This is a genomic window from Pseudoduganella sp. jia 12, assembly GCF_055502675.1.
Genome location: NZ_JBUXKP010000001.1, coordinates 261896 through 285089 on the forward strand (window position 1 = coordinate 261896; position 23194 = coordinate 285089).

The following is a 23194-nucleotide window of genomic DNA, read 5'->3' on the forward strand; positions in this document are numbered from 1 at the left end:
CTTAGATCAAAACGTGGCTGCAAACCGCACGAGGCAGCTGCGACGATGGGAATCGTGGAGGTGCGTCGCTCGCGCGGCAACGGCTTTGCTTGATACAGGAGCAATCATGAGAACCGGTCAACGCGATGTGAGGCGTGCTGCAGGCTGCGCGGATTGCGAGGAGAGTACTGACGATCCCGGGCTAGTCGCGCGGATATTGCGCGCATTGAAGGCACTATTTCTTGGCTCTTCCCATGCCATCGAGCTGCGCAAAGAATACAACGGGAATTTCTGTAGAACATTGGTGAGCGAGTTTGCCAGCTTTGGTGCCGGTACGCTGGCGGAGCAGCCGGCGCGCACGAAGTTCCTGAGAAGGCTCGCAAGGATCAAGCAGTTACCGAAGTGCAAGGTCAAGCTTGCCGACCTGTTTGAACTGGAAATGCTGTTGCTGTGTGCAATGCCGGAGCGCGCAGTGCGCGCGAAGATATGGAGCACCAGATCGACCTACTCCAAGCTGGTCGGTCCGGAAATCTACAACCAGTATATTGCGAGCGGGCCGCCGGATGCGCAGCTGGCGGATATCGACGATGTCCGCGCCGACCTGATCGACCTGGTGAAAGGCAGGCACTGGTGGTATCTGAACGCGATCGTCATGGAACATGGGATGCGGCGCTACCGTTTCACGTTGATCAGATGGATGACCCTGGGGCTGCTGGCGATGCTCGTGCTCAACCTGATTGTGGCAATCCACGGCGCGGTGATGATGGGAACGGCCCCTCATGCCGTCTCGCATGCCGTCTACGGCCGGGCGCTGAACGTCATCCTGCTGGCGATTTATGCGGGCATCCTTGGAGCGACCATCAGCATCACGCGTCGCGTCAAGGATGCTGCCGACGTGCCGCTGGGCGACACCGATCCCGTCATGCGGATGTCGACGATAGCGAACGGCGACGCGGGAATACAGCTGTCGATCATCATCGGTGGCGCATTCGCACTCGTCATGTACTTCCTCTTTGTCTCCGAAATCGCGCAAAAGCTGCTGGCACTGGATATCCTGCCCAAGTTCCAGTCCGAATGTCCCGGCGATTGCAAGCCCATCCAGACGGTATTCAACAGTCTTATCCCGGAATCGGCAAAAGACCTTGGCCGCCTGTTGGTGTGGTGTTTCATCGCGGGCTTTGCAGAGCGGCTGGTTCCCGACATGCTGGACAAACTGGCTCGGGGCGACAAGGAAACGCCGGTCGGGCCTGGCCTCTCGCCAGGTGTACAAAATCACGCAGCGCCTGCGGAAGGCACGAAAAACGGCAGGAGAGGAACCGCATCCGGCACCCCGGATACGCAGACACGCACTGATCCACCATAGTTCCGGCGCAAGCTCAATCATGTCGAAACCCGAGCCCAGCATTGATGGCCGGGCGGCGTCAGCGGCGCGCGTTTCCCGCGCCGGTCGGCCGCCTGTGCGTCCGCCGGAACGAACAGCGGGAAAGCGATGAAACCGGTGCCGCACGAGCGGCACCGGTTCTGCCGCCTTTACATCAGAACTTGTAGCTCGCCCCCAGCACGACCGTGCGGCCCGACTTCACGTACAGCAGCGTATCCTGCCGCTGCGTGTCGTTGTAATAGCGGGTCGGTTCGTTCGACAGGTTCTGCGCCTCGAGCGAGATGCGCAGGTTCGGCGTGACCTGGTACGACGTGCTCATGTCGAACGTGGTCGAGCCGTCGGCGACCAGGTAGTCGTGGCCGTCCACGTTGCCGCGGATGCCCCGGTAGTAGCTGGAGCGGTAGGCGCGCGAGACACGGGCGCTGAACTTCTCGTCATCGTAGTAGATGGTCAGGTTGTTCGCGCGCGGCGACAGGCCCGTGAAGTTCGTGATCATGAACAGTTCCTCGTTGGGCGCGGTGCGAGGATTGTCGAGGCGCGTCAGGTACTTGATCTTCGAGTGCACGCGCGTCACGTTGGCCATCATGCCGAAGTTCGACCAGGCGCCCGGCAGGAACGAGAACGGCGTCTGCCACGAAAATTCCAGGCCCTTCAGCGGGCCGCCGCTGGTGTTCACCTGCCGGCTGACCGTCACGAGCGTGTCGGGCGTCGTGGGGCATGCAGGCGTGCCGCCGGTGATCGAGCAGCCGGTGGGCGTCTGCAGCAGTTCGTTCGGAATGCCCAAGGTCGAGTAGATCGCCTGCTCGGAAGCGCCCTGGATGAACGACTTCATGTTCTTGCGGAACAGGCCAAGACCCACCATGGCGTTTTTCGCGTAATACCATTCGCCCTGCAGGTCGAACGTGTCGGCGCGCATCGGATCCAGGTTCGGATTGCCGATCGAGACCGACTGGCCGGTGGTGTTGACGGAAACCGAAGGCGTCAGGCCCACGTAGTCGGGCCGCGACAGCACCTTGCCGGCCGAGAAACGCAGGAAGACGTCGTTCGGCAGGATCGCCGTCAGGTTCAGCGCGGGCAGCCAGTCGCGGTATTTCTTGTAGCCGTAGTTCGGCTGCAGCTGGCCGTTCACGTTGATGAGCGCCATCGAGTTCAGCTTCGTTTCGGCGCCGCGCACGCCCGCATTGCCGCGCAGCGTGACCGGGCCCACGTCGTACTTGAAGTCCACGCTGGCGAACACCGCGTTGATCTTCTCTTCCACGTAGCGGTTCGATTGCGTCAGGTAGTTGTACTCGGAGCCCGGCACCGCGGCGCAGTGGCACTCGATATCCCAGGCGGAGCGGAACTTGTCCAGGTCGACCGTGGCCCACGATGTCGGCACGCCCGTGCCGCCCAGGTTCTTGCCGAAGCCGGTGATCTGCTGCGTGTAGTCGCCCACCGTGGTGCCCGCCGGCAGCGGCAGGCCGTTGCCGCCCGATGCCAGCTCCAGGTTGGTCCAGCGGTTCTTGCGCGCCGAGACGCCGGTCTTGAACGTGATGTTGTCGTTGACTTCCCACTCCACGTCGGCCTGCGTGGTCTGCAGCCGGTTCGTGGTGTTCAGGAAGCGGCCCACGAACTGGCCGTGCAGCGTGCCGTTGGCTTCCTGCGGGCCGAACGTGAAGTTGTCCGGGTTCGCCACGTCGATGCCGAAGTTCAGGATCGGCACGTCGCGGTTCTGGCGGAAGTCGAACGAGAAGCCATCGACGTTCGGCGCATCGAACTGCACGGTGGCGCGCAGCGGTTCGTTCAGCTCCGAGTCGGACACGCCGTGCATGAAGTTGCCCCGCAATGTATCGCTGAAGCGGTGTCCCACCGTGAACACGTGCTGCTTGAAGATGGTCTTGTAGATGTCGACGAGGCCCTCGCTGCGGATGTCGACGTCGTTGAACTTGCCGTACATCCAGCGGCCGTTCTCGTTGAATTCCGCATCCACGATCGAGGTTTGCGGCTTGCCGTTGGCCTGCGCCATCGTGCGGCCGAACGAGATGGCCGAGATGTAGTTGTCGTAGCGGATGTTGTCGAACTTGCCGTACATGAGATCCAGGTTGACATCCGTATCGGCATTCGGCTTCCATTGCAGCGCGCCCGTCAGGCCCAGGCGCTCGTAGTCCGTCATCGAGCGGCGGAAGCGGGGAATGCGCGGGTGGAACGCGCCATTGCCGGCGGCCGGGTTGGTCAGCAGGCCGCCGTAGTCGTCGCGGCGGCCGAACACTTCGTTGTAGGCCGTGGCGTCGGTGAGGCGGTCGGCGCCCGGCCCGCACGAGGTGGCGTTCACGCCCTTGAGCGGGTCATTGGGCGGCGTTTGCGGCGTCACGCCGACCGGCGAGCAGAAGCCGCCGTCGGTGTTGGCGGCCACGATGCTCACGGCCTCGTAGCCTTCTTCCTGCGCCCGTCGCTTCGACCAGGCGCCGGAAATCAGCGCACCGAAGCGGCCATACGGCGTTTCCCAGCGGTCGGAGATCAGGCCCGTCACGCGCGGCTGGGTTTTCTTGCCCATCTCGCGGTAGGATTCCTGCAGGCCGAAACTGATCGTGCGGCCCTTGAAGTCGAACGGGCGGCCCGTGCGCAGGTCGACGGTCGCGCCCAGCGAGCCCTCTTCCACGGCCGCCTCGGCGGTCTTGCGCACGGACAGGCTGTTGAACAGCTCCGAGGCGAACACGGAAAAGTCGAAGCCGCGGCCCCGGTTCGTGCTGCCGTTGATGTCCGAGGCGCCGGTCGCGGCCACGCCTTCGATGCCGTTGATGCGCACCCGCGTGAAGCCGGAATTGAGGCCGCGCACGGTGATCTGCCTGCCCTCGCCGCCATCGCCCCGTTCCAGCGCCACGCCGGGCACGCGCTGCAGCGATTCGGCCAGGTTCGCGTCCGGGAATTTCGAGATGTCCTCGGCCTTGATGACATCGATGATGCCGTCGGCGTTCTTCTTCGTGTTCAGCGCGCTGTTCAGGCTTGCCCGGAAGCCGGTGACGACGACGGTATTGGCTTCGGCACCACTGCCCTGGCTGGCCGGCTGGGCGGAGGAACCCGTGGCGCCCTGCCCGCCGGACTGGCCGCTCGATTGCGCGGGCGCCTGCGCCGTGGCCTCTGCTGTGGCCGGCATTGCGGCCGATGCTGCAGCCGATGCTGGGGCCAATCCTGCCGCCGGCACGCCCGGCTGCGCGTCCGCCGGCACGGCTGCCTGCGCAGTCTGGATTCCCTGCTGCCCACCCGGCTGCCCCGCCTCACCCGTGGCCTGCTGGGCATTGGCGTGGGCAGCCATCGCACACACAGCCAGTGCTGCAAGCGCTATCAACTTCGGTTGCGGTCTTTGCATGTCTCATCCTCTTTTGCGTTGATGTCTCGTGCCCTGAATGTTCATTACCGATTCAAGACACTGGCGAATGCGCCGAACCCGCGGCTGCGGGTTCGGTGTTACTGCGGAATCAGAATTTGTAGCTGAGGCCCAGCACGGCCGAGCGGCCCGAGTGCACGTACAGCAGCGTGTCGTTGCGCTGCGTGTCGCGGCCATAGCGCAGCGGCTCGTCGGTCAGGTTCTGGCCTTCGAGCGAGATGCGCAGGTTCGGCGTCAGCTGGTACGAAACGCTGGCGTCGATGTTGGTGGACCCGTCCACGATCGTGAAGTCGTGGCCCTGCACGTCGCCCAGCACGGCCTGCAGGTACGACGAACGGTGCGCCTTCGAGACGCGCGCCGAGAACTTCTCGTCCTCGTAGAAGAACGTCAGGTTGTGCGCGCGCGGCGACAGGCCCGTGAAGTTGGCGCGCACGCTCAGCAGCTCGTTCGCGTCGGTGCGCGGATTGTCGACCCGCGTGATGTAGGTGATCTTCGACTTCACGTACGTGTAGTTGGCCAGCATGCCGAAGTTCTTCCATACGCCGGGCAGGAAGGTGAACGGCGCCTGCAGGTTGAATTCCAGGCCGTTCAGCGGGCCGCCCGGGGTGTTGACCTTGCGGCTCACCACCACCGAATCGGTCGGCGACGTGGGGCAGCCCGGCGTGCCGCCCGTGATCGAGCAGCCGTTGAACACCAGCAGGTCGTTCGGCAGGCCCAGCGTGTTGTACACGGCGCGCTCGGACACGGTCTGGATGAAGCTGTCGATCTCCTTGCGGAACACGCCCAGCGACACCATGGCGTTCTTCGCGTAGTACCACTCGGCCTGCAGGTCGTACGTTCTGGCGCGGATCGGATCGAGGTCGCCGTTGCCGATACCCACGGTGCCGGACTGGCCGGACACGGTGGCCGACGGCGCCAGGTCCACGTATTCCGGCCGCGACAGCGTCTTGCCCGCCGAGAAGCGCAGGAACACGTCCTGCGGCAGCTGCGCCGTCAGGTTGAACGCCGGCAGCCAGTCGCGGTACTTCTTCGTGACGATGTTCGGCTGCAGCTGGCCGTTGACGTTGATGAGCGCCATCGACGTGGCCTTCGTTTCGGCGCCGCGCACGCCCACATTGCCGCGCCAGCCGATGCCGAACAGGTCGTAGTTGAAGTCGACCATGCCGTACAGCGCATCGATCTTTTCCTCCACCGCGCGATTGGCCTGCGTGAGGTACGCATACTGCGAACCGGGCACCGCGTCGCAGTGGCATTCGATGTCGTAGATGGCGCGCAGCTTGTCGAGGTCCACCGCCGCCCACGACGACGGCACGTTCGCACCGAGGCCCTTGCCGAAGCCCGAGACCTGCTGCGAGATATCGGCCACCGTCACGCCGGCCGGCAATGCCAGGCCGTTGCCGCCCGAGCCGATCTCCACGTTGCTCCACGTGTTCTTGCGGTTCGAGTAACCGCCGCGCAAGGTCAGGTTGTCGTTCAGCTCGAACGAACCGTTCAGCTCCGTCGTCTTCAGCTTGTTGCGGGTGTTCAGGTAGCGGCCCACGAACTGGCCATGCAGCGTGCCGTCCGCTTCCTGCGGCCCGAACGTGAAGCTGTTCGGGTTCGACACGTCGATGCCGAAGTTCAGCGCCGGCACGTTGCGGTTGTTGCGGAAGTCGTACGAGAAGCCGTCCACGTTCGGCGAATCGAACTGCACGGTCGCGCGCATCGGTTCGTCCAGCTCCGAGTTCGACGTGCCGTGCAGGAAGTTGACCTTGAAGCGGTCGCTGAAGCGGTGGCCGCCGGAGAACACGTACTGCTTGAACGTGGTCGTGTAAACGTCGAGCAGGCCTTCGCTGCGCACGTCCACGCCGTTGAACTTGCCGTAATCCCAGCTGCCGTTGTCGTTGAAGTGCGATTCCACGATCGATGTCTGCGGCTTGCCGTTCGCCGTCTGCAGCGTGCGGCCGAACGAGATCGCGGAAATGTAGTTGTCGTAGCGGCGGTTCTCGAACTTGCCGTACATGAGGTCGAGGTTGACGTCCGTGTCGGCCGAAGGCTTCCATTGCAGCGCACCGGTGAGGCCCGTGCGTTCGTAGTCCGTCATCGAGCGGCGGTAGCGCGGAATGCGCGGGTGGAACGCGCCCGAACCGGCCGCAGGGCTGGCGATCGTGCCGCCGTTGTTGTCGGTGCGGCCCATCACGTCGTTCCAGGCCGCCAGGTTCGACGTGCGCGGTTCACCGAAGCCGCAGTTGGCCGCGTCGATGCCCTTCGCCGCGCTGTTCGCGGGATTCTGCGGCGCAAAGCCGGCCGGCGAGCAGAAGCCGCCGTCGGCGTTGGCCGACAGCAGGTCCACCGCCTCATAACCCTCTTCCAGCGCGCGGCGCTTCGACCAGGCGCCGGACACGAGCGCGCCCACCTTGCCGTACGGCGTTTCCCAGCGGTCCGACAGCAACGCGGTCACGCGCGGCTGCGTTTTCTTCGACAGGTCGTTGTAGTACTCCTGCGCGCCCACGCTGACGGTGCGGCCCTTGAAGTCGAACGGGCGCCCCGTGCGCAGGTCGACGGTGGCGCCCAGCGAGCCCTCCTCGACGGCGGCCTCCGATGTCTTGCGCACTTCCAGGCTGTTGAACAGTTCGGAAGCGAACACGGAAAAGTCGAAGCCGCGGCCGCGGTTCGTGCTGCCGTTGATGTCCGACGAACCGGTGGCCGCCACGCCTTCGATGCCGTTGATGCGCACCCTGGTGAAGCCGGCATTCAGGCCGCGTACGGTGATCTGCTTGCCCTCGCCGCCGTCGCCGCGCGCCAGCGCCACGCCGGGCACGCGCTGCAGCGACTCGGCCAGGTTCGCATCCGGGAACTTGGCGATATCCTCGGCCTTGATCACATCGACGATGCCGTCGGAATTCTTCTTCGTGTTCAGCGCGCTGTTCAGGCTGGCCCGGAACCCCGTCACGACGACGACGTTCGGATCCTGTGCCGGCTGCTGCGCCGCTTGCGGTGCGGTTTGCTGTGCGCCTGGCTGCGGCGTCGGTTCCTGTACCTGCTCCTGCGCGGCCGCCTGCGCCGCCAGCGTGGCGATCGCGAGCGCCAGGCTGGTCAACCGCGCGGCCGGCAGCGCGCGATGCCCCATGTGCTTCGTGGACTTCATACCGTCTCCTCGTTTTTTTAATGCTCCGTTTGCCGGAGTCGGTTCGATCTTAGGACGAGATCATTTTGCCGAGGCGATCCGAGCACCAATCACTCACGCAGTTGAGCCGTTATGGGCGGTTTCGGTGCAAAAGCTGACGATGCTGTGTGCTTTGAACAACGCCATGCGCCCTTGCGCGCCACGGCGGCGCTGCTTACAGTGTCGCCTGGCCCCGACACGCGGGACCGCAACGAACGAGGAGACCGATTTGAAGACGACGTTCGCGCCCGCGCGGCGCAACCTGCTGGCCGCCGCCCTTGCGCTGGCCACGCTGGCCGGCATGCCATTCGCCCATGGCGCACCCGAAGCGAGCGGGGGTCAGGACGACAACTGGGCTGGCACGTGGGGCACCGCACCGGCCGACGCGGCATCGAAGACGCTGGAAAAGTTCAACGACCAGACCTTGCGGCTGATCGTCCACACCAGCATCGGCGGCAGCAAGGTACGTATCCGGCTATCGAACGAACTGGGTAGCGCGCCGCTGCGCATCGGCGCGGCGCACCTGGCGCTGCGCGCCGGCGGCGCAGGGATCGTTGCCGAATCAGGCCGCGCGCTGACATTCGGCGGCCGGCCCTCCGTGGTGATTCCGCCCGGCGCGCCGGTGCTGTCCGACCCGGTGGACCTGGCCGTACCGGCGCGGTCGGACCTCGCCGTGAGCCTGCACCTGCCGGGCGAGGCACGGGCAACGACGGTCCACAACAACGCATTCCAGACCAGCTACGTGTCCGGCCCCGGCAACTTCACGGCTGCCGCGGCGTTCCCGACGCAGCGCACGATCACGTCATGGCCCTTCCTGACGGCGGTGGATGTGATGGCCCCGGGGGCCGGGACGATCGTCGCGCTGGGCGATTCGATCACCGACGGCTCCAACACGACGGCCGACACGAACCGGCGCTGGCCCGACGTGCTGGCGCGGCGGCTGCAGACGGGCCGTCCCGATGTGACCTTCGGTATCGTCAACCGCGGCATCGGCGGCAACCGCTTGCTGCGCGATCCCGGCGAATGGCCGCCGTTCGGCCGCGCCGTGCTGGCCCGCTTCGATCGCGACGTGCTGGCCACCGCGGGCGTGCGCCATGTGGTGCTCCTCGTCGGCATCAACGACATCGGCCACCCCGGCACCGGCTCGATGCCGGCCGCGGAGGGCCCCACGGCGGAAGACCTGATCGCCGGCTACCGGCAGGTGATCGCCCGCGCCCGCGCGCATGGCATCGCCATCCACGGCGCCACGCTGACGCCGTTCGAGGGCACTGTCTTCCCGGGTTATTACACGGCGCCCAAGGAAGCCGTGCGGCAGGCCGTCAACAAATGGATACGCGAGGGCGGCGAGTTCGACTCGGTGATCGACTTCGACCGTGCGCTGCGCGATCCGGCGCGGCCATCGCGGTTGCAGGCGAAATACGACGGCGGCGACCACCTGCATCCGAACGACGCGGGCATGGCCGCGATGGCCGAAGCGGTACCGCTGCAGCTGTTCGGCGGCGCCAAGGTGGCGCCGCGCTGAGTTCCGACGAAGGAAACCGGCAAAAGGGCCGATGCGGTCAGACGAACGGCCGCACCGCCGTCATCGGCGTGGCGTTCTCCGCGCTGCCGGGCGGGTCGGTCTCGTCGAGCGTGCCTTCGATGCCGTCCCACACCTGCACCAGCGCGGCCCAGCAGGCCAGCGTGGGGTCCGTGCGCGTGACCAGTTGCGCTAGCGCCGGTTCATTGCTCAGCTTCACATACCCTGCGTCCATGGATCCTCCTGTGTTCCGTCACAGGGTGGACCCGTCGCGGCTCGCCGTCCGTTAGCTGGCGCACTTACCCGGCATGGCAATGGCCCGGCGCGGACCGGGCCATTGGCAGGGCCGCCCTCCTGCGGCGTTACCTTTGCGGCGCCGGGTCCTGCGGCGTTGCCACCACCTCCAGCGGGACGCCGCCCCGCGCGGTGCGCAGGTTGACCAGGCGCACGGGTTCCAGCGCGTTTTCCTTCTTGCCGTCTGTCGTGACCGCCAGCGCGATCGTGTTCCGGCCGTTCGGGTTCAGGATGCCCGGCGGGATCACGAACGTGCGCTGCGGACCGATATGGGCGATGAACTGGCCCATGTTCCAGCCGTTCACGAAGATCAGTGCCCGGTTCTCGCGGTCGGAACGGGGTTGCGACGCATCGCCGAACGCCAGGCCCAATTGCACATCGTGCCCTGTTGGCAGGTCCAGGTCGAAACCGGTCTTTACCCAGTAGGTGCCGGCCGCCGGTGGCGCATCGGTCGGTTTCGCCGCCGTCCAGCCGGCGGCTTTTCCTGCCGATGGGAGATGCCAGCCTTCCCGCTCGCCATGCAGGCCGCCATTGTTCAGCGGGCCGCGCGCCACGTCCACGAGCGTTTCGCCGCCGCGGCGGCCCTGGATGCGCCAGTCGATCGGCACGCCGAAGCGCTTGCCGCCTTTCGACGTCAGCGATGCCGAGATCAGGCCGCGCGCCTCGCGGTGGTAATCGTCGGCCATCAGGTTCCAGTTATGGGAGTTATTGCGCACCATGACGGCGATCACGTGCCTGCCCGGTTTCAGGTCGCCCAGCGACAGCTTCACGCTGTCCGTCGTTTCGGGGAACGAGCGGCCCGTATCCATTTCGTGCTGGCCGACGAAGCGGCCGTCGATCCATGCCTGCAGCATGCCGGCACCGCCCGCGCCGTAGAACAGTTCGAGCTGATTAGTGGGTTTACCGTTACCCTTGTCCTTGATCTCCACGTGCCCGCGGTACCACACGTCGCCATGGTGGAAGCCGTAGTCGCTCATCGCCAGCGTGGGCTGGCCGCGCTCGGGCATCGTCCACGTCTGCGCCGCCGAGGCGCGGCTGTCCGCTTTTACCCATTGGGCATCGTCGAAGCCCGGTTGTGCCTCAGGGCTGTCGGTGCGGCGCACCCACGGCAGCGCCGCGAGATCCGGCAGCCTGACGGCGGCCGGGCCACTCACCGCGTTCGACTTGAAGCTGCCGTCCGGCTGCGCGGCCAACGACAATGCCTCGCCGTTGAATGTCGCGGCGCTGAACGCCGGACCCCAGATCTCGATCGTGCTCGCCGCGGTGGTGTCGCCCGTCAGCGCCAGCTTGCCGCCGGCCAGCGTGGCGCTGCGCACCAGCGCGGGCGTCATCTGCAGCACCTGGCCTGCCGGCGTTTTCTGCGTCCAGAATTGCAGGCTGGATTTTTCGTCGGCCAGCAGCAGCAGCAGGGGCGCGCGGCCGCCGCCGGTGATGCGCACCCGGGCCAGGCCATCGTGCGTGTACGTCAGCTTCAGGTCGCCCTTCGCCGCGTCGAAGCTGGAAGCGACCTTGCCGGCCAGGACTTCCACCTTTGGCGCGCCGGTAAAGCGCAGCACCGTTTCGCCGGCTTCTCCGTCGCGGCCATGCAGCAGCGCGATGTCGCGCTCGCCGTTCCTGAAATGCGTCTGCAGTTCGGACGTGGAATACACGAGGTGCTGGCGTTCCAGCGGATAGCTCGCCAGCAACATCTTGGCATCCTGGCCGTTCAGGCGCAGCGGCACCCGGTAGCCGCCGTCCTTCGTGGCGAGATCGAAGGTGAAACTGTCGTCGGTCAGCAGGTCCGACGGGCTGTGCACGGCCAGCAGCACGTGCGATCCCAATGCCGGATTGACGTTGTGGTAGACCTTGACCCGGTTCGACGACGTGGCGATGGCCGGTCCCTTGTCCATCTGCGCGATGGCCTGTTCGGCCGCCTGCACGAACATGCCCTGCTGCTTCAGCGCCAGCGCCTTCGGCCGCAGGCCGCGGTCTTCCGAGATCGGCGCGCCGTAATCGTAGGACGTGTAGACCACCGGCCCGCCCAGCCAGCCCCACGACGTGCCGCCGAACGTCATGTATACGTTGTGGATCGTGATGCGGTTGATCAGGTTGGTGCCGTAGAACACCCGCTGGTAGCCCTTGCCCTGGCGTTCGGCCGTGCAGTTGTAGGTGCCGTTCGAGCCCCAGTAATCGAACCAGCCGCCGCCCAGCTCCGCCGCGAAGCCCGGCGTGCCGGGCGACGACAGCGCGCCCGCCTTGGGCCCCGGCTGCGCGTAGATGCCCCAGTCGGGCGCCTTGTTCGGGCCGGACGGATCGGCGAACACGTTGCAGCTGCCGCCCGGGTAGCCGTCGAACGCGTAGATGTCGGTCGGACCGGTGTTTGCCCAAGGCGCCGTCGAATTCTTCGGCGTCCAGTCGGGCAGGCGGCCCGCCGCGTTGTGGAAGAACGGCACGGTGATGCCATCGGCACGCGCCTTCTTCGCCAGGTGGTCCATCTGGCGCACGTGCTTCGGCTCCACCTTGCCCAGTTCGTTCTCCAGCTGGTAGGCGACGATGTTGCCGCCGCCATCGGTGGCCTGGTGGCGTGCGATGATCGCGTTAATCTGGGTCATCCACTCGTCGGACGCCGCCAGGTACACCGGATCGTCCGTGCGCGCCTCGGCGCGGTTGCGGAACATCCAGCCCGGATAGCCGCCGCCGGTCAGCTCCGAATTGATGTAGGGGCCCGTGCGGGCGATGATGTACATGCCCTCCTCTTCAGCGATCTCGATCGCGCGCTCCACGTTGCGGATGCCGTTGAAGTCGTACACGCCCGGCGCCGGCGAATGGTAGCCCCAGTGGAAATAGAAGGCGATGCCGTTGAAGCCGAGCGCCTTCATCTTCTGGATCACGTCACGCCACAGCGAGGGGCTGGGCAGGCGGAACGGATGCACCTCGCCGGACCAGACGACGATGCGCTTGCCGTCCACTTTCAGCGAATGCTCGTCCCACGACACCTTCCTGGGCTGGCCTTTCGGCTTCGTCGCCGCCGCGAAGGCCTTGCGCTCCTCGGCAATGACGGAAGCGGCGCCGATCATGCCGGATACGCCGCCCACCTTCGCCCGCGGCGACCAGGCGCGCAGGTCGCGGCTGTCCGAGAACCAGTACTGCCCGGCGTCGGCAAAGTAGGCGCGCCACGTGCCGTCGGCCAGCTTCACCAGCGACTGGCCGCCGGACGATCCGCCCGGGCCGCTGCCCTGCTGTGCGACCCAAGGCCCCGCCAGGGTTTGCGCGGTGGCCACTTCCAGCGCGCCGCTGCCGGCATTGCGCACCAGCGCGGTGTAGGCACCATCGCCGCTCTCCGTGGCGACGACCGATGCGCCGCCCGACAGCCCCTGCACGGCCTGCGGTGCGGACCACGCCGTGAAGCCGGCATCCGGCGCGACGATATAGGTTTGCGTTCCGGCCGCGACGACCACTTTCAGGGCGCCGTCCCGTTCCCGCACCCAGCGCGGCGCGGACACCTGCGCGCCGCCGGCCAGCGCCAGCGGCGCCGTGCGGACCGCTTCCCACGTCTTCAAATCCGCCGAGCGGGCGATGCCGAGGTTCGCGCCCTGCGCATACACAGCGTAGTACCGGCCTTCGTGCCGCACGATCGACGGATCGGCCAGCGTGGCGCCCTGCGGCGCATGCGCCTCGGAAGCCAGCGTGGTGAACGTGACGCCATCGCTGGACGAGTACACGCTGAACTTCCCTTGCGCCGACAGCGGCACGGCCGCCATCAGCAATACCGGCGCATTGGCGGCGGTGTTGGCCTGCGCCTGGCGCTGCTGCGCATCGGAGGCCTGCGGAATGCCCAGTTCCTGGGCGCCGGCCTGCAGCGCCAGCGCGGCAAGGCTCAATTGGAGGAGATGGGGAAGGCAGCGGCGACGGAGCGAGGCGGGGATCTTGGGCATCGGGGCTTCTGGATGTGGTCTATGGGACAGTGCCAGATCATAAAGCCATTTGCCTGCGAGACATGGGGGCTCATTGGTCAATCAATTGAGCGTTTCGCGCAGGCGCGGAGCGTTTGCGCCGTGCGCGCCACTGTAAACAGCCAACGGCGGCCCGCGGGCCGCCGTTGATCGGGGTTTTACCCGTCCTGGTGGTAAATCAGGACTTTGTCGCGTCGTCCGCGGCTTTCGCCACGGTCTTCTTCAACGGTGCCTTCCTGGCAGGCGCTTTCTTCGCCGCCACGGCCGACGGTGCGGCCTGGGCGGTTTAGGGTTGCGCCGCGCCGGGCTTGACCACCTCACCCGCCGGTGCCGCTTCGGCCTGCGGCGCCACGGTGGCGCCCGCCGGAGCCGCCGCGCCGGCCGCGGGCGTGGCGGCCTCCTTTGGCTTCGTGTCGGAACGCGCCACTGCCGACATGCCGAACCCGCTATCGGTGTCGACGGCGGTGCTGCGAGTCACGCCGCCTGCCGCGGTGACCTGCTGGCCGCCATCCGCCTTCACTTCGGTGCTGACGAGATTGGCTCGGCCGCCGGCGCCGATCGCTACCTTGCCGCCGGACGTGAACGATGCCCCATCGTTGGTCGACGAGGAACCGACTTCGAAGCCGGCCCCCACTCGCGTGGACGATGCCTTGCTGTCCGCATCGGCCGGGTTGCCGCTCGACTCGTGCCCGCCGCTCAGCGAGACGCCCACGTTGCTGCTGGTGCTCTTCGCGGTCGTCACATTGACATCGCCCCTGGCCGCCACATTGATGTCGCCATCGGCGGCCACCTTGGTGCCTTCGAAGTTCGTGTTGCGGCCCGACGTGATGTCGATACTGCCGGCGCTGATCGTGGCCGCCTTCTTGTCGCTGCTGCTCGACTTGCCCAGCTCGAAGCCGACACTGCCGCCGCGCTCCTTCTCGACTTCCGGTCCCGCAGCCGCGGCGCCTGTGGATGCGGGACCCGTGGACGCCGCGCCCGGGGATGCCGTACCACCGGTCTTCGTCGTATTGGTCGCTTCCGCGCCGATCGACGCGGACACGCCGAACGATTCGGACGTGGTTTCGGCCGCCTTGAAGTTCACGTCGCCCTTGGCGTCGATGGCCGCCTTGCCACCGGCCGCGATGTCGGTGCCCTCGAACGTGGCGTTGCCGCCCGACTTCACCTTCAGGTTGCCGCCCGTCGCCAGGGAGCCGGCTACCGCCTCGGAGCTCTTCTCGGTCGAATAGCCGCCTTCGACGCCGAACGCACCGCTCTTGCTCTTCTCGCTCGTGCCGGCCGCGCTGTCGCTGCTGGACGATGCCGACAGGCTCAGGCTGGCCGAAGCGCTGGTCGAAGTGCTGCTGCTGGTGTTGCGCGCAGCGGCGAAGTCCACGTTGCCGCCGGCCGCGATATCGGTATCGCCGCCCGCCGCCACGCTGGTGCCTTCGAACTTCATGTCCTTGCCCGACGAAAGGGAAAGGTTGCCCCCGGCGGCGATCTTGCCGGTGACCGCCTCGCTGGACGTCGACTTGTCGTTGGCGAAGCCACCGGATGCCTCCAGGCCAGCCGACGATTCGCTGTCGCCGCCACGCGACTTGGAGATCGACAGGTCGACCTGGGCATTCGACGAGCTGCTGCTTTCGCTGCTCTCGTTGCGGGCCGCGTCGAACGCCAGCTTGCCGCCCGCCGCCACCGACGCATCGCCCCCGGCGCCGATATCGGTGCCCTCGAAGCGGGCATCGCCCTGCGTCTTGATTGCCAGGTTCCCGCCTGACTGGATGCTGCCCGTCACGGCCGTCGACGACGATGCGCTGCCATTGCCCTTCTCGAAGCCACCTCCCAGCGCGCCGTCGACTGCGCCGGACGAACCGAGGTTCAGGCCGACGCTGGCCGACGCGTTCACGTCCAGGTTCGATTCGCTGGACGATTCCGTGTTGCGGGCCGCCTTGAAGTCCAGCTCCTTTGCTTCCAGCGACACGTCACCGCCGCCGGCGATCTGGGTACCTTCCAGCGTGGTCTTGCCGGTCGACTTGCTGGTGACCTTGCCGCCCGCCTTGATCGTCGACACCACCGCCTCGCTGCTGTTGCTGCTCGAACTGCTGGACGAATGCGCATACTGCGCCTCGACGCCTGCGCTCACGTCCGCACCCGCCTCGGCGCCGCTCTTCGTGCCGCTGCCCATACCCGGGCCAAGCAGGCCGGCGCCGGCATCGGCCGAACCGCTGGCCTCGGCCTTGGCTTCGGCGCCCGCCTTGGCATACACGCCCAGCTTCATCGAGTCGGATTGCGATTCGCTGCTCGAGAACGTGGTATTCCTGGCGGCGTGGCTCTCGATGGTCTCGGCCGACTGGCTGAAGTCGCCCGCCGCCTCGATTTCCGTGCCCACGTCGGTGATCTTGCCGGTGGCGGTGCGCTCGATGTCGCCCGAACCGGAGCGGATCGTCGACACACGCGCCGTCGTCGAGCCTTCGGTCGACGATTCGGTGGAATGGCGCGCCTGGATGCCCGCGCCGACCTTTGCTTCGGCCGAGGCGCCCGCCTCCGCATTGAAGCTGGCGCTGGCGTTCTGGCCACCCGCGTTCTGGCCGGCGCTGGCGCTGGCCGATGCCGAGGCGCCCGCCTCCGCACTGGCGCTGCCGCTGATATACAGGCCGGCACTGGTCTTCGTGGTCTTGGTCGACGTCACGCTGACGTCTTCCGCGGCCAGGAACTCCATGTCCTTCGCCTTCAGGGCCACGCCGCCTTCGCCCGCCACATCGGAACCCTGCACCGTCAGCTTGTTGCCCGCGTCGATCTTCAGCTTGCCGCCCGTGTTCAGCGTGGTGCCATTGTTGCGGATGTCCAGGCTGTTGGTCTCGGTGGTCTGCGTGCGTACCAGGTCGATGTTCGTGTCGGACGACGCCTCGGCGCCGGCACGGGCCCCGGCCTGTGCGTTGGCGCCGGCGGCACTGCCGTTGCGCCCGGAACTGGCACCGGCGTTCGCACTTGCCGATGCCTCGGCGCCCGCGGAAGCCTTGTTTTCCGAATCCACGTACAGGCCGATCTGCGTGGTGCTGGTCTTGCTGGTCGAGATGTCGATATCCTGCGAAGCGAGGATCTTCACATCCTGCGCCGCCTTCAGCTCCGCGTCGCCGCCGACGTTCACGTTAGCGCCCTGCAGCACGATGTCCTTCTTCGAATCGACCTTCAGGTTGCCGCCGATGTCGATTTCCGATCCCACAGCGCGCGACTTGTAGTCCATCGAGTTCGTGGTGGTGGTTTCGGCCAGGGTCAGGCCTGCGCTGCCCGACGCGCTGGCTTCGGCACCGGCCGACGCCGCGGCGCCTGCCTGCGCGTCCGCCTGCGCGCCGCCTTTCCCCTTGCTGGACGATGCCGACGAACCGGCGCCAGACTGGGCGCCCGCGCCGGAATCGGCGCTGCCGGAAGCGGCCGAGAGCTTCAGGAAGGACGTGGTGGTCGTCGTGGTCGTGGTTCGATCCTCGTCCTTGCCGGCCAACACCTGCACGTCCGCCGCGTTCAGCTCGGCGTCCCCGCCGACCTTCAGCTTCGAGCCCTGCAAGGTCAGCGTGCCATCCGTGTTGACGGTGGCATTGCCGCCCACTTCGATGCCGGACGCCACGTTGCGGCCCTTGAAGGTATCCGTCGTGGTCTCGGTGGAACCATACAGTCCGCCGCCCACGCCAAGGCCCTTTTTGCTCGACGAATTGCTGGTTTCCACCGTGTCCTGGCGCGAGACGATGTTGACGTCGCCGCCCGCATCCATGGCCAGGTCGCCGCCCACCTTCACGTTCGAACCGGCGATCGTCGTGTCGCCGCCGCTCTTCACCTTCAGGTTGCCGCCTGTCTCCAGGGTAGACCCGATATTGGTCGTGGTGGCGGTATGTGTCTTTTCGCTGGAACCGGACAGGCCCCACAGGCCCTCGGTTGCCTTGTAGGTGGTGTCGGCGCTCTTGTCCTGGATCGTATCGAACGTGACGGCGCCGCCGGCAGCCAGGCTGGCGTCGCCGCCCGCCTTCACGCTCGCGCCCTTCACGGTTATGTCCTTGGCGGCGTCGAGCGACAGGTTGCCGGTGCTTTCGATGGAGCCGGTGGCGCCGATCACGGTGCGGGCGAAGTCCTTGCCGCCCTGGGTCTGCGCCACCGTTTCATTGATGATGCTGCCATTGGTCGACTTCACCGATACGTCGCCGCCCTTGATCTTGCCGCCCGTATTGCGCACGTCCCCTTCGGTCTCGATGGCCAGCGTGTCGCCGGCAATGGTACCGCCGGTATTGGCCAGCGTGCCGGCCTTGATATTGGCGTTGGTGGCCGAGATCACCGGACCGCCCTTTTCGATCGCGTCGCGGGTGCTCTGCGCCAGGTAGACGACCGGTACCAGCACCTTCTGGCCCTTGACCACCTGCTCGACCATCCACACCATGTCCTCGGTCAGCGCAGCCGCCTGCTCCTTGCTGAGCGGCTGGCCGAACGCGAGGCCCAGGCCGGCCGCCTGGCTTGCCGCGTTGTCCATCAGCGCCTGGATCTGCGCCGCCTCGTTTGCCATGCCCTTGATGATGTTGTTGCCGGTCTGCGCGATCAGCTGGTCGCGTACCAGCTTGGCCTCGTAATTCGAGTCGCCCAGGCGCTTCTGCTGCTTGTCGGGATCGATGCCCAGCAATTTCGACAGGTAGTCGGAACCGACCGAATTGCTGCCCACCTGGAACAGCGGGTTCGTCTCGACCAGGTAGTTCGCCTTCGGATCCTTGACCGCCACGAAGTAGCCGTTCGGGTTGGTCGGCAATGCCAGGTTCAGGCCAACGAAACTCACGGCATTCGCGGCGTCCACCTTCACGCTGCGGTTGTCCGCCTGGGGCTTCACTTTCACGCCCGTCAGCGATGGAAACAGGCCGCCCGCGGACGGCGTCACGCTGCTGCCCGATACCTGCGTGGCGGTCGCGGCACCGGTGCCGGTTTGCGTGGTGGCGTCGGGGGCCTGCTCATACGGCGAGCCCAGGTTCATGAGCGCGCCGCCATTGAAGTTCAGGTTCGTCGCATAGATACCGGCGCGCCAGATCTGGATCACGCGGCGGCCCGTCTCCAGCGCCGCCGAGCTGTTGGCCGCGTCGTTGGCGCTGCCGGCGGTGCCCGTGAAGCAGGCGCCGTCATTGCAGCCGAACTGCCCGGTGGTCGTCGGGAATGTCCAGTCATGGTTCAGCGAACCGAACGTGCTGTCGGTCTTGTAGTCGCGCCAGCGGCGCACGTAGCTGATTTCTTCCAGGTGCAGGTCTTCGTTCGTGAACGTGCCCGCGCCGCTGATGTCGATCGTCGGCGCGGAGATCAGCGAGGCCTGGTTGCGGCCCGATTGGCCATAGGAGATCGTGATCTTGTTGCCGGCGATGATCTCGCCTTTCTGCGTCGGCATCGGCGCATCCAGGCCCTGCGTGACCTTGTAGCTTTGCGCATACACGCGGATCTGGTCGCAATAGTCGCCAAGGATGTTGCAGTTGTATTCGCCCGAATCGTGCGGCACGGTGACCGCGCCGTAGCTGGTGTCCGCGACGATGATGTCGGGCACACGGCCGGTCGGCAGGTTGTTGAACGCGACGGTCGTCGTGATGGACGTATCGTTGGTCGCGATGACGGTATTGTAATTGTTGAACGTGCCGGCCGAGATGGCGATGTCGGTCGCATCCATCGTGCCGGAATCGGTATTGGTGATGACCTGGCCGGCGGCCGTCGCGGCCAGCGTGTCGGCCGCATACAGCGCGCCGGCATTGCTGATGCCGCCGGAAGTCGCCGTGATCGTCGTGTCGGCCAGCGACGAGATGCCGGCCGTGTCGGTGTTTTGCACCCGTGCGGCGCGGATCGACAGGTTGCCGCCGGAATGCAGGGCGCCGCTGTTGCTCAGCTCGCCAGTCAGCGTGATGGCGGCATCGCCCTCGTCGATGCCGAAAATCAGCACTGCCGTGCTGCCCTGGTTGTCCAGGCTCGCCGCGTCGACGGTGCCGTTGCCCAGCGCCTGGAGGCGCCCCTCGTTGACGACGGTGCCGCCATGCACGGAGACATCGGTACCGAACAGCGTGCCCGTGTTCACCAGCGATGCGGCGCGCCCATTGGCCGCGCCGATGGCCAGGTCGCCGGCCGCCTGCACGCGGCCCGCGTTACCGGCGGTGAAGCCGCTGCCGCCACCGATCGTCACGTCCTGCGAGCCGATGACCTGGCTCGATGGGCCGGCATTGTCGAAGGCCGTGGCCCCGTCGATGGCGATATCGCCGTCCGCCGTGATGTTGCCTCTGTTCGTGACCGCGCCGGTGGTGGATGTCAGCACCGCGGTACCGGCCGATTGCACGGTGCCGCTGGTCGAGATCGAACCACCGCGCAGTGCCAGCGCACCGGCCGCCGAGCGTGTCAGCATCAGGCCGCTGTTGGTCAGCGTGCCCGTCGCCGTGACCTCCACATCCCGCTCGCCCTGTACCGTGCCGCGGCTGTCGAAGTCGGCGGCCTTCGCGGCCAGGCTGGTGTACGACAGGAGGCTCCCGCGGTTGACCAGCGTTGTCGCGGCCCGCAACGTCATCTCGTCGATGGCGGATATTTCGCCGTGGTTGTACAGCGAGGCCTCCGTCGTGGTCACGCGGGCCTTGCCGGATGTGAGGATGAAGCCATTGTTGACCAGATCCCCTGCCGTGACCGACAGGGACTGACCATCGCCTGTCGACCGCACGGTGCCGGCGTTGCTGAAGCGGCCCACGACATCGGCCTGCAAGCCGGTCACGGCCTCGATCGTCCCGGCGTTTTCCAGTGCGGCGGCGCGCAGCGTCACGCTGGCCTGGGCAGCCATCACGGCATCGGCTCCAGCGTTGCCGACCAATGCGCTGGCGGTGATCGCGAGATTGCCACCGGCCAGGATCTTGCCCCGGTTGACAACGTCCCTGCCCGTCGCCTGCAAGGTCGCAGAACCGGCCGCCTGCACTGTGCCGCTTGTTTCGATCAATGCGCCGTGCAGCGTCACCGCGCCATTCGCGCCGACAGCTTGCAACGTGCCCAGATTGCCGATGGCGCCGCTGGCCGTCACGGCAAGCTGCGCGCCGCCCTGTAGCATGCCGGAGTTTTCAAAGGTGGCGCCACGCGCCGTGACCGCGTCGGCAGCAACCGCCACGCCGCGATTGAGGATGCCCCGGGTGGCACCCAATTCCAGCGCGCCGGCAACGTCGATCTGCCCCGCGTTGGCCAGGTCGCCGTGTGCTGCACGCAAGGCGGCATCACCGGCGGCGGCCACCGTGCCGGCCGCCGCATTCTCGATCGTGGCCGCGTCCAGCGTCAGCTGGCCAGCCTTGTCGCGGGTTTGTAGTGCACCCTTGTTGACCAGCGCGTTGGCGACTTTCACGGCGAGGTTGGCGCCCGCTTGCACCGCGCCGCTGTTGTCCAGCGACGCGCCGCGCAGGGTGGCATCGCCCTGCGCCAGCAGCACGCCGCCCGGGCCCCGGTTCGTGATCGAGCTTCCCGCTTCCACGACCAGCGTGGTGCCCTGGACCTGGCCGCTGTTGACCAGTGCCCCGGTTGCGTCCAGCGTGGCGGCACCGGCGGCGACCGCCAGGCCACGGTTGTCGATATTCATTGCCCCGATAGCGAGCGAGCCGTTCGCGCCGCCATCAGCCGCCGAGGTGGTCAGCAGTTCGCCGCTGTTGGCGAGATCACCCATGACCGTCGCGCCGAGCGCACCGGCTGACTGGATGCGCCCCGCATTGTCCAGCGCCGCGGCCTGGATCGTCACGTCCTTGCCGGCCGCCGTCGCCAGCACCAGCGCGTCCCTGGCATTGGCGAAGGCGCCGGAAGCGGCCACGACGACGCCGTCGATACCCTGCACGGTACCGGCATTGTCGAATGTGGTCGCGTCGATGGCCACGCTGCCGCCCAGCAGCTTGCCGCCGGCGACGTTGGCCAGCGCCAGCCTGGCATCCCCGCCGAGTACCAGCGCGCCCTGCGCCTGCAGCAGGCCGGCATTCGCCGCCGCCATGCCGGCGCTTCCCTGGAGCAGCATGTTCCGTCCTGAGAGCAGCTTGCCGGCGTTATCGAACCCGGCGGCGGCGGACATGGTCATGTCGGCGGCAGCCGTTGCCTCGGTGCCCGCGTCGGCGGCCAGCTTGCCGCCCGCAGCGAATGTCACCGCATCGGTACCGGTCACCTTCGATTTCGCGAACGTGGCATCGCCACCGGCCGAGATGGCGAGCGCGCGATCAGCCGCCGTGGCGGTGCCGCCGCTGTACAGCGTGGCACCATTGACGGCGGCATCGCCGCCCGCGGCGACTTTCAGGCTACCGCCGGCGCCCCACGTGGTGCCGGCAATGGCCGCGTTGCCGGCAACGGCCACGTCGACATTGCCACCCGCGTTGCGCGTGGCGTTCGTGCTGGAAACGTCGTCCAGGCTGGCGCCATGCACCAGCAGGTCCTTGCCGGCCTTCACCGGGCCTTCGTCCAGCGTTATACCGCCAGCGGCGGTCAGCGTGACATTGTCCTGCGCCGTCAGCGAGGCATTGGCGCCGCCGATTTCCAGCTGCGCGGCACCCTGCGTGCCAGCCTGGGTGATGGCGATATCCTTGTTGGCCGATACGCGGCCCTGCAATTGCACCTTGCCCGCCGCGTCGAGCCGGAAGTCGGCACCGCTCGCCGCGGCATCGCCCAGCATGCGGACGCCCACGCCCGCCTCGGTGGCAATCAGGCGGATACGGCCGGCGTACATGCCGCCCAGCGCGCTCGAATCGATCGCATACGACGGCGCGGCGCCATCGGCCTGCGCCGCGCCGCTGACGGTACGGCTGTCGTAGGCCCATTGCACCGGGCCCGCGTAGATTCCCAGTTCACCCGTGGCCGCCATGTTGACCTGGCCATCCAGGCGCACGGTGCGGGTGACGATATCCAGGATCTGCTGGGCGCTGGCATTCAGGCCCGCGCCATCGATGAGCACATCGCCGCGGCGCACGTCGAAGCCGCCCACGGAACCATCCGCGTTGAAGAACGGCACGCCCGTGGTCAAGGTGACCCGGTCGCTGTTGATGAAACCGCAGGCGGAGCAGGTGATGCCGTAGGGGTTGGCGACGATCACGTCGGCCTTGCCGCCCAATACTTCGGTATAGCCGGCCAGCGTGCTGCGGTTGGTGGAGACCACTTCGTTCAGGATGACTTTTGCCTGTTCGCCCAGGTTGATGTTGCCCACCACCTGGCCCGCCAGTTGCGACTGCACCACCGCCGCCTTGGCGAAGCTGCTGTTGTTCAGTACCATGCCCTTGCTGTCCACGTCGTAGCGGGTGAACTGGTTGTGGGACAGGCCGGCCGCGTTGGCGGCATTGATGTTCACCACCGGCACGCCGTTGGCGGACACGTAGGCATTGGCATTGCCGCCGGTGGGCACTACGGTGGTGGCCGCGGGGCCCAGCGAGGGCGTGCCGGGTGCCGCGGTGGCGCCCTGCGCGAGAACCGCGGCGGCGGCCAGCGCGGCCGCGGCACGCACGACGCGCACGCTGCGGCCGGCCTTGCCGCTGCCGCGGGCGGTTTCAGGAGCGATGATGTAGGCGCCGCGGGCGGCGCTCCAGACTTGGCGGTACGAACGGTTCATGGATCGGTG

General features: G+C 67.0%; 7 protein-coding genes. 2 read left to right on the forward strand and 5 right to left on the reverse strand.

The window, feature by feature from the left end; translation table 11 throughout:
- Positions 1 to 106: 106 nt before the first annotated feature.
- Positions 107 to 1342 carry a hypothetical protein gene (locus ACY65G_RS01025; protein WP_464995520.1) on the forward strand — a complete coding sequence of 412 codons (1236 nt, stop codon included), beginning with the start codon at positions 107 to 109 and terminating at the stop codon, positions 1340 to 1342.
- A 172-nt stretch (positions 1343 to 1514) separates the two neighbouring features.
- Here the strand turns inward: ACY65G_RS01025 and ACY65G_RS01030 are convergent, their stop codons facing one another.
- A complete protein-coding gene (locus tag ACY65G_RS01030; RefSeq protein WP_464995521.1) occupies positions 1515 to 4706 on the reverse strand; it encodes a TonB-dependent receptor in 3192 nt (1063 codons plus the stop codon).
- Positions 4707 to 4815: 109 nt separating this feature from the next.
- The gene (locus ACY65G_RS01035) at positions 4816 to 7851 is read right to left on the reverse strand and encodes a TonB-dependent receptor (RefSeq protein ID WP_464995522.1); all 3036 of its coding nucleotides are present in this window, start codon (positions 7849 to 7851) and stop codon (positions 4816 to 4818) included.
- A gap of 247 nt (positions 7852 to 8098) precedes the next feature.
- On the opposite strand from ACY65G_RS01035, the gene ACY65G_RS01040 reads away from it, so the two are divergent.
- Entirely contained in the window at positions 8099 to 9391 is a 1293-nt protein-coding gene (locus ACY65G_RS01040; protein ID WP_464995523.1) for an SGNH/GDSL hydrolase family protein, read from the forward strand.
- A gap of 37 nt (positions 9392 to 9428) precedes the next feature.
- On the opposite strand, the gene ACY65G_RS01045 is transcribed toward ACY65G_RS01040, so the two are convergent.
- The 3 genes from ACY65G_RS01045 to ACY65G_RS01055 all read right to left on the reverse strand — a co-directional run bounded on the left by ACY65G_RS01045 (position 9429) and on the right by ACY65G_RS01055 (position 23185).
- Positions 9429 to 9623 carry a hypothetical protein gene (locus ACY65G_RS01045; RefSeq protein WP_464995524.1) on the reverse strand — a complete coding sequence of 65 codons (195 nt, stop codon included), beginning with the start codon at positions 9621 to 9623 and terminating at the stop codon, positions 9429 to 9431.
- Positions 9624 to 9750: 127 nt separating this feature from the next.
- Positions 9751 to 13596, reverse strand: coding sequence for a beta-galactosidase (locus ACY65G_RS01050; protein ID WP_464995525.1), 3846 nt, complete (start codon positions 13594 to 13596; stop codon positions 9751 to 9753).
- Between the two features lie 304 nt (positions 13597 to 13900).
- On the reverse strand, positions 13901 to 23185 hold the full coding sequence (locus ACY65G_RS01055; RefSeq protein WP_464995526.1) for a hemagglutinin repeat-containing protein: 9285 nt from the start codon (positions 23183 to 23185) through the stop codon (positions 13901 to 13903).
- Positions 23186 to 23194 lie beyond the last annotated feature (9 nt).

What these genes read in the sequence shown, in the direction of transcription:
- ACY65G_RS01045 (WP_464995524.1), bottom strand. Translation starts at nt 9,623, where the DNA reads ATGGACGCAGGGTATGTGAAGCTGAGCAATGAACCGGCGCTAGCGCAA.
- ACY65G_RS01050 (WP_464995525.1), bottom strand. Translation starts at nt 13,596, where the DNA reads ATGCCCAAGATCCCCGCCTCGCTCCGTCGCCGCTGCCTTCCCCATCTC.
- ACY65G_RS01055 (WP_464995526.1), bottom strand. Translation starts at nt 23,185, where the DNA reads ATGAACCGTTCGTACCGCCAAGTCTGGAGCGCCGCCCGCGGCGCCTAC.
- ACY65G_RS01035 (WP_464995522.1), bottom strand. Translation starts at nt 7,851, where the DNA reads ATGAAGTCCACGAAGCACATGGGGCATCGCGCGCTGCCGGCCGCGCGG.
- ACY65G_RS01030 (WP_464995521.1), bottom strand. Translation starts at nt 4,706, where the DNA reads ATGCAAAGACCGCAACCGAAGTTGATAGCGCTTGCAGCACTGGCTGTG.
- ACY65G_RS01025 (WP_464995520.1), top strand. Translation starts at nt 107, where the DNA reads ATGAGAACCGGTCAACGCGATGTGAGGCGTGCTGCAGGCTGCGCGGAT.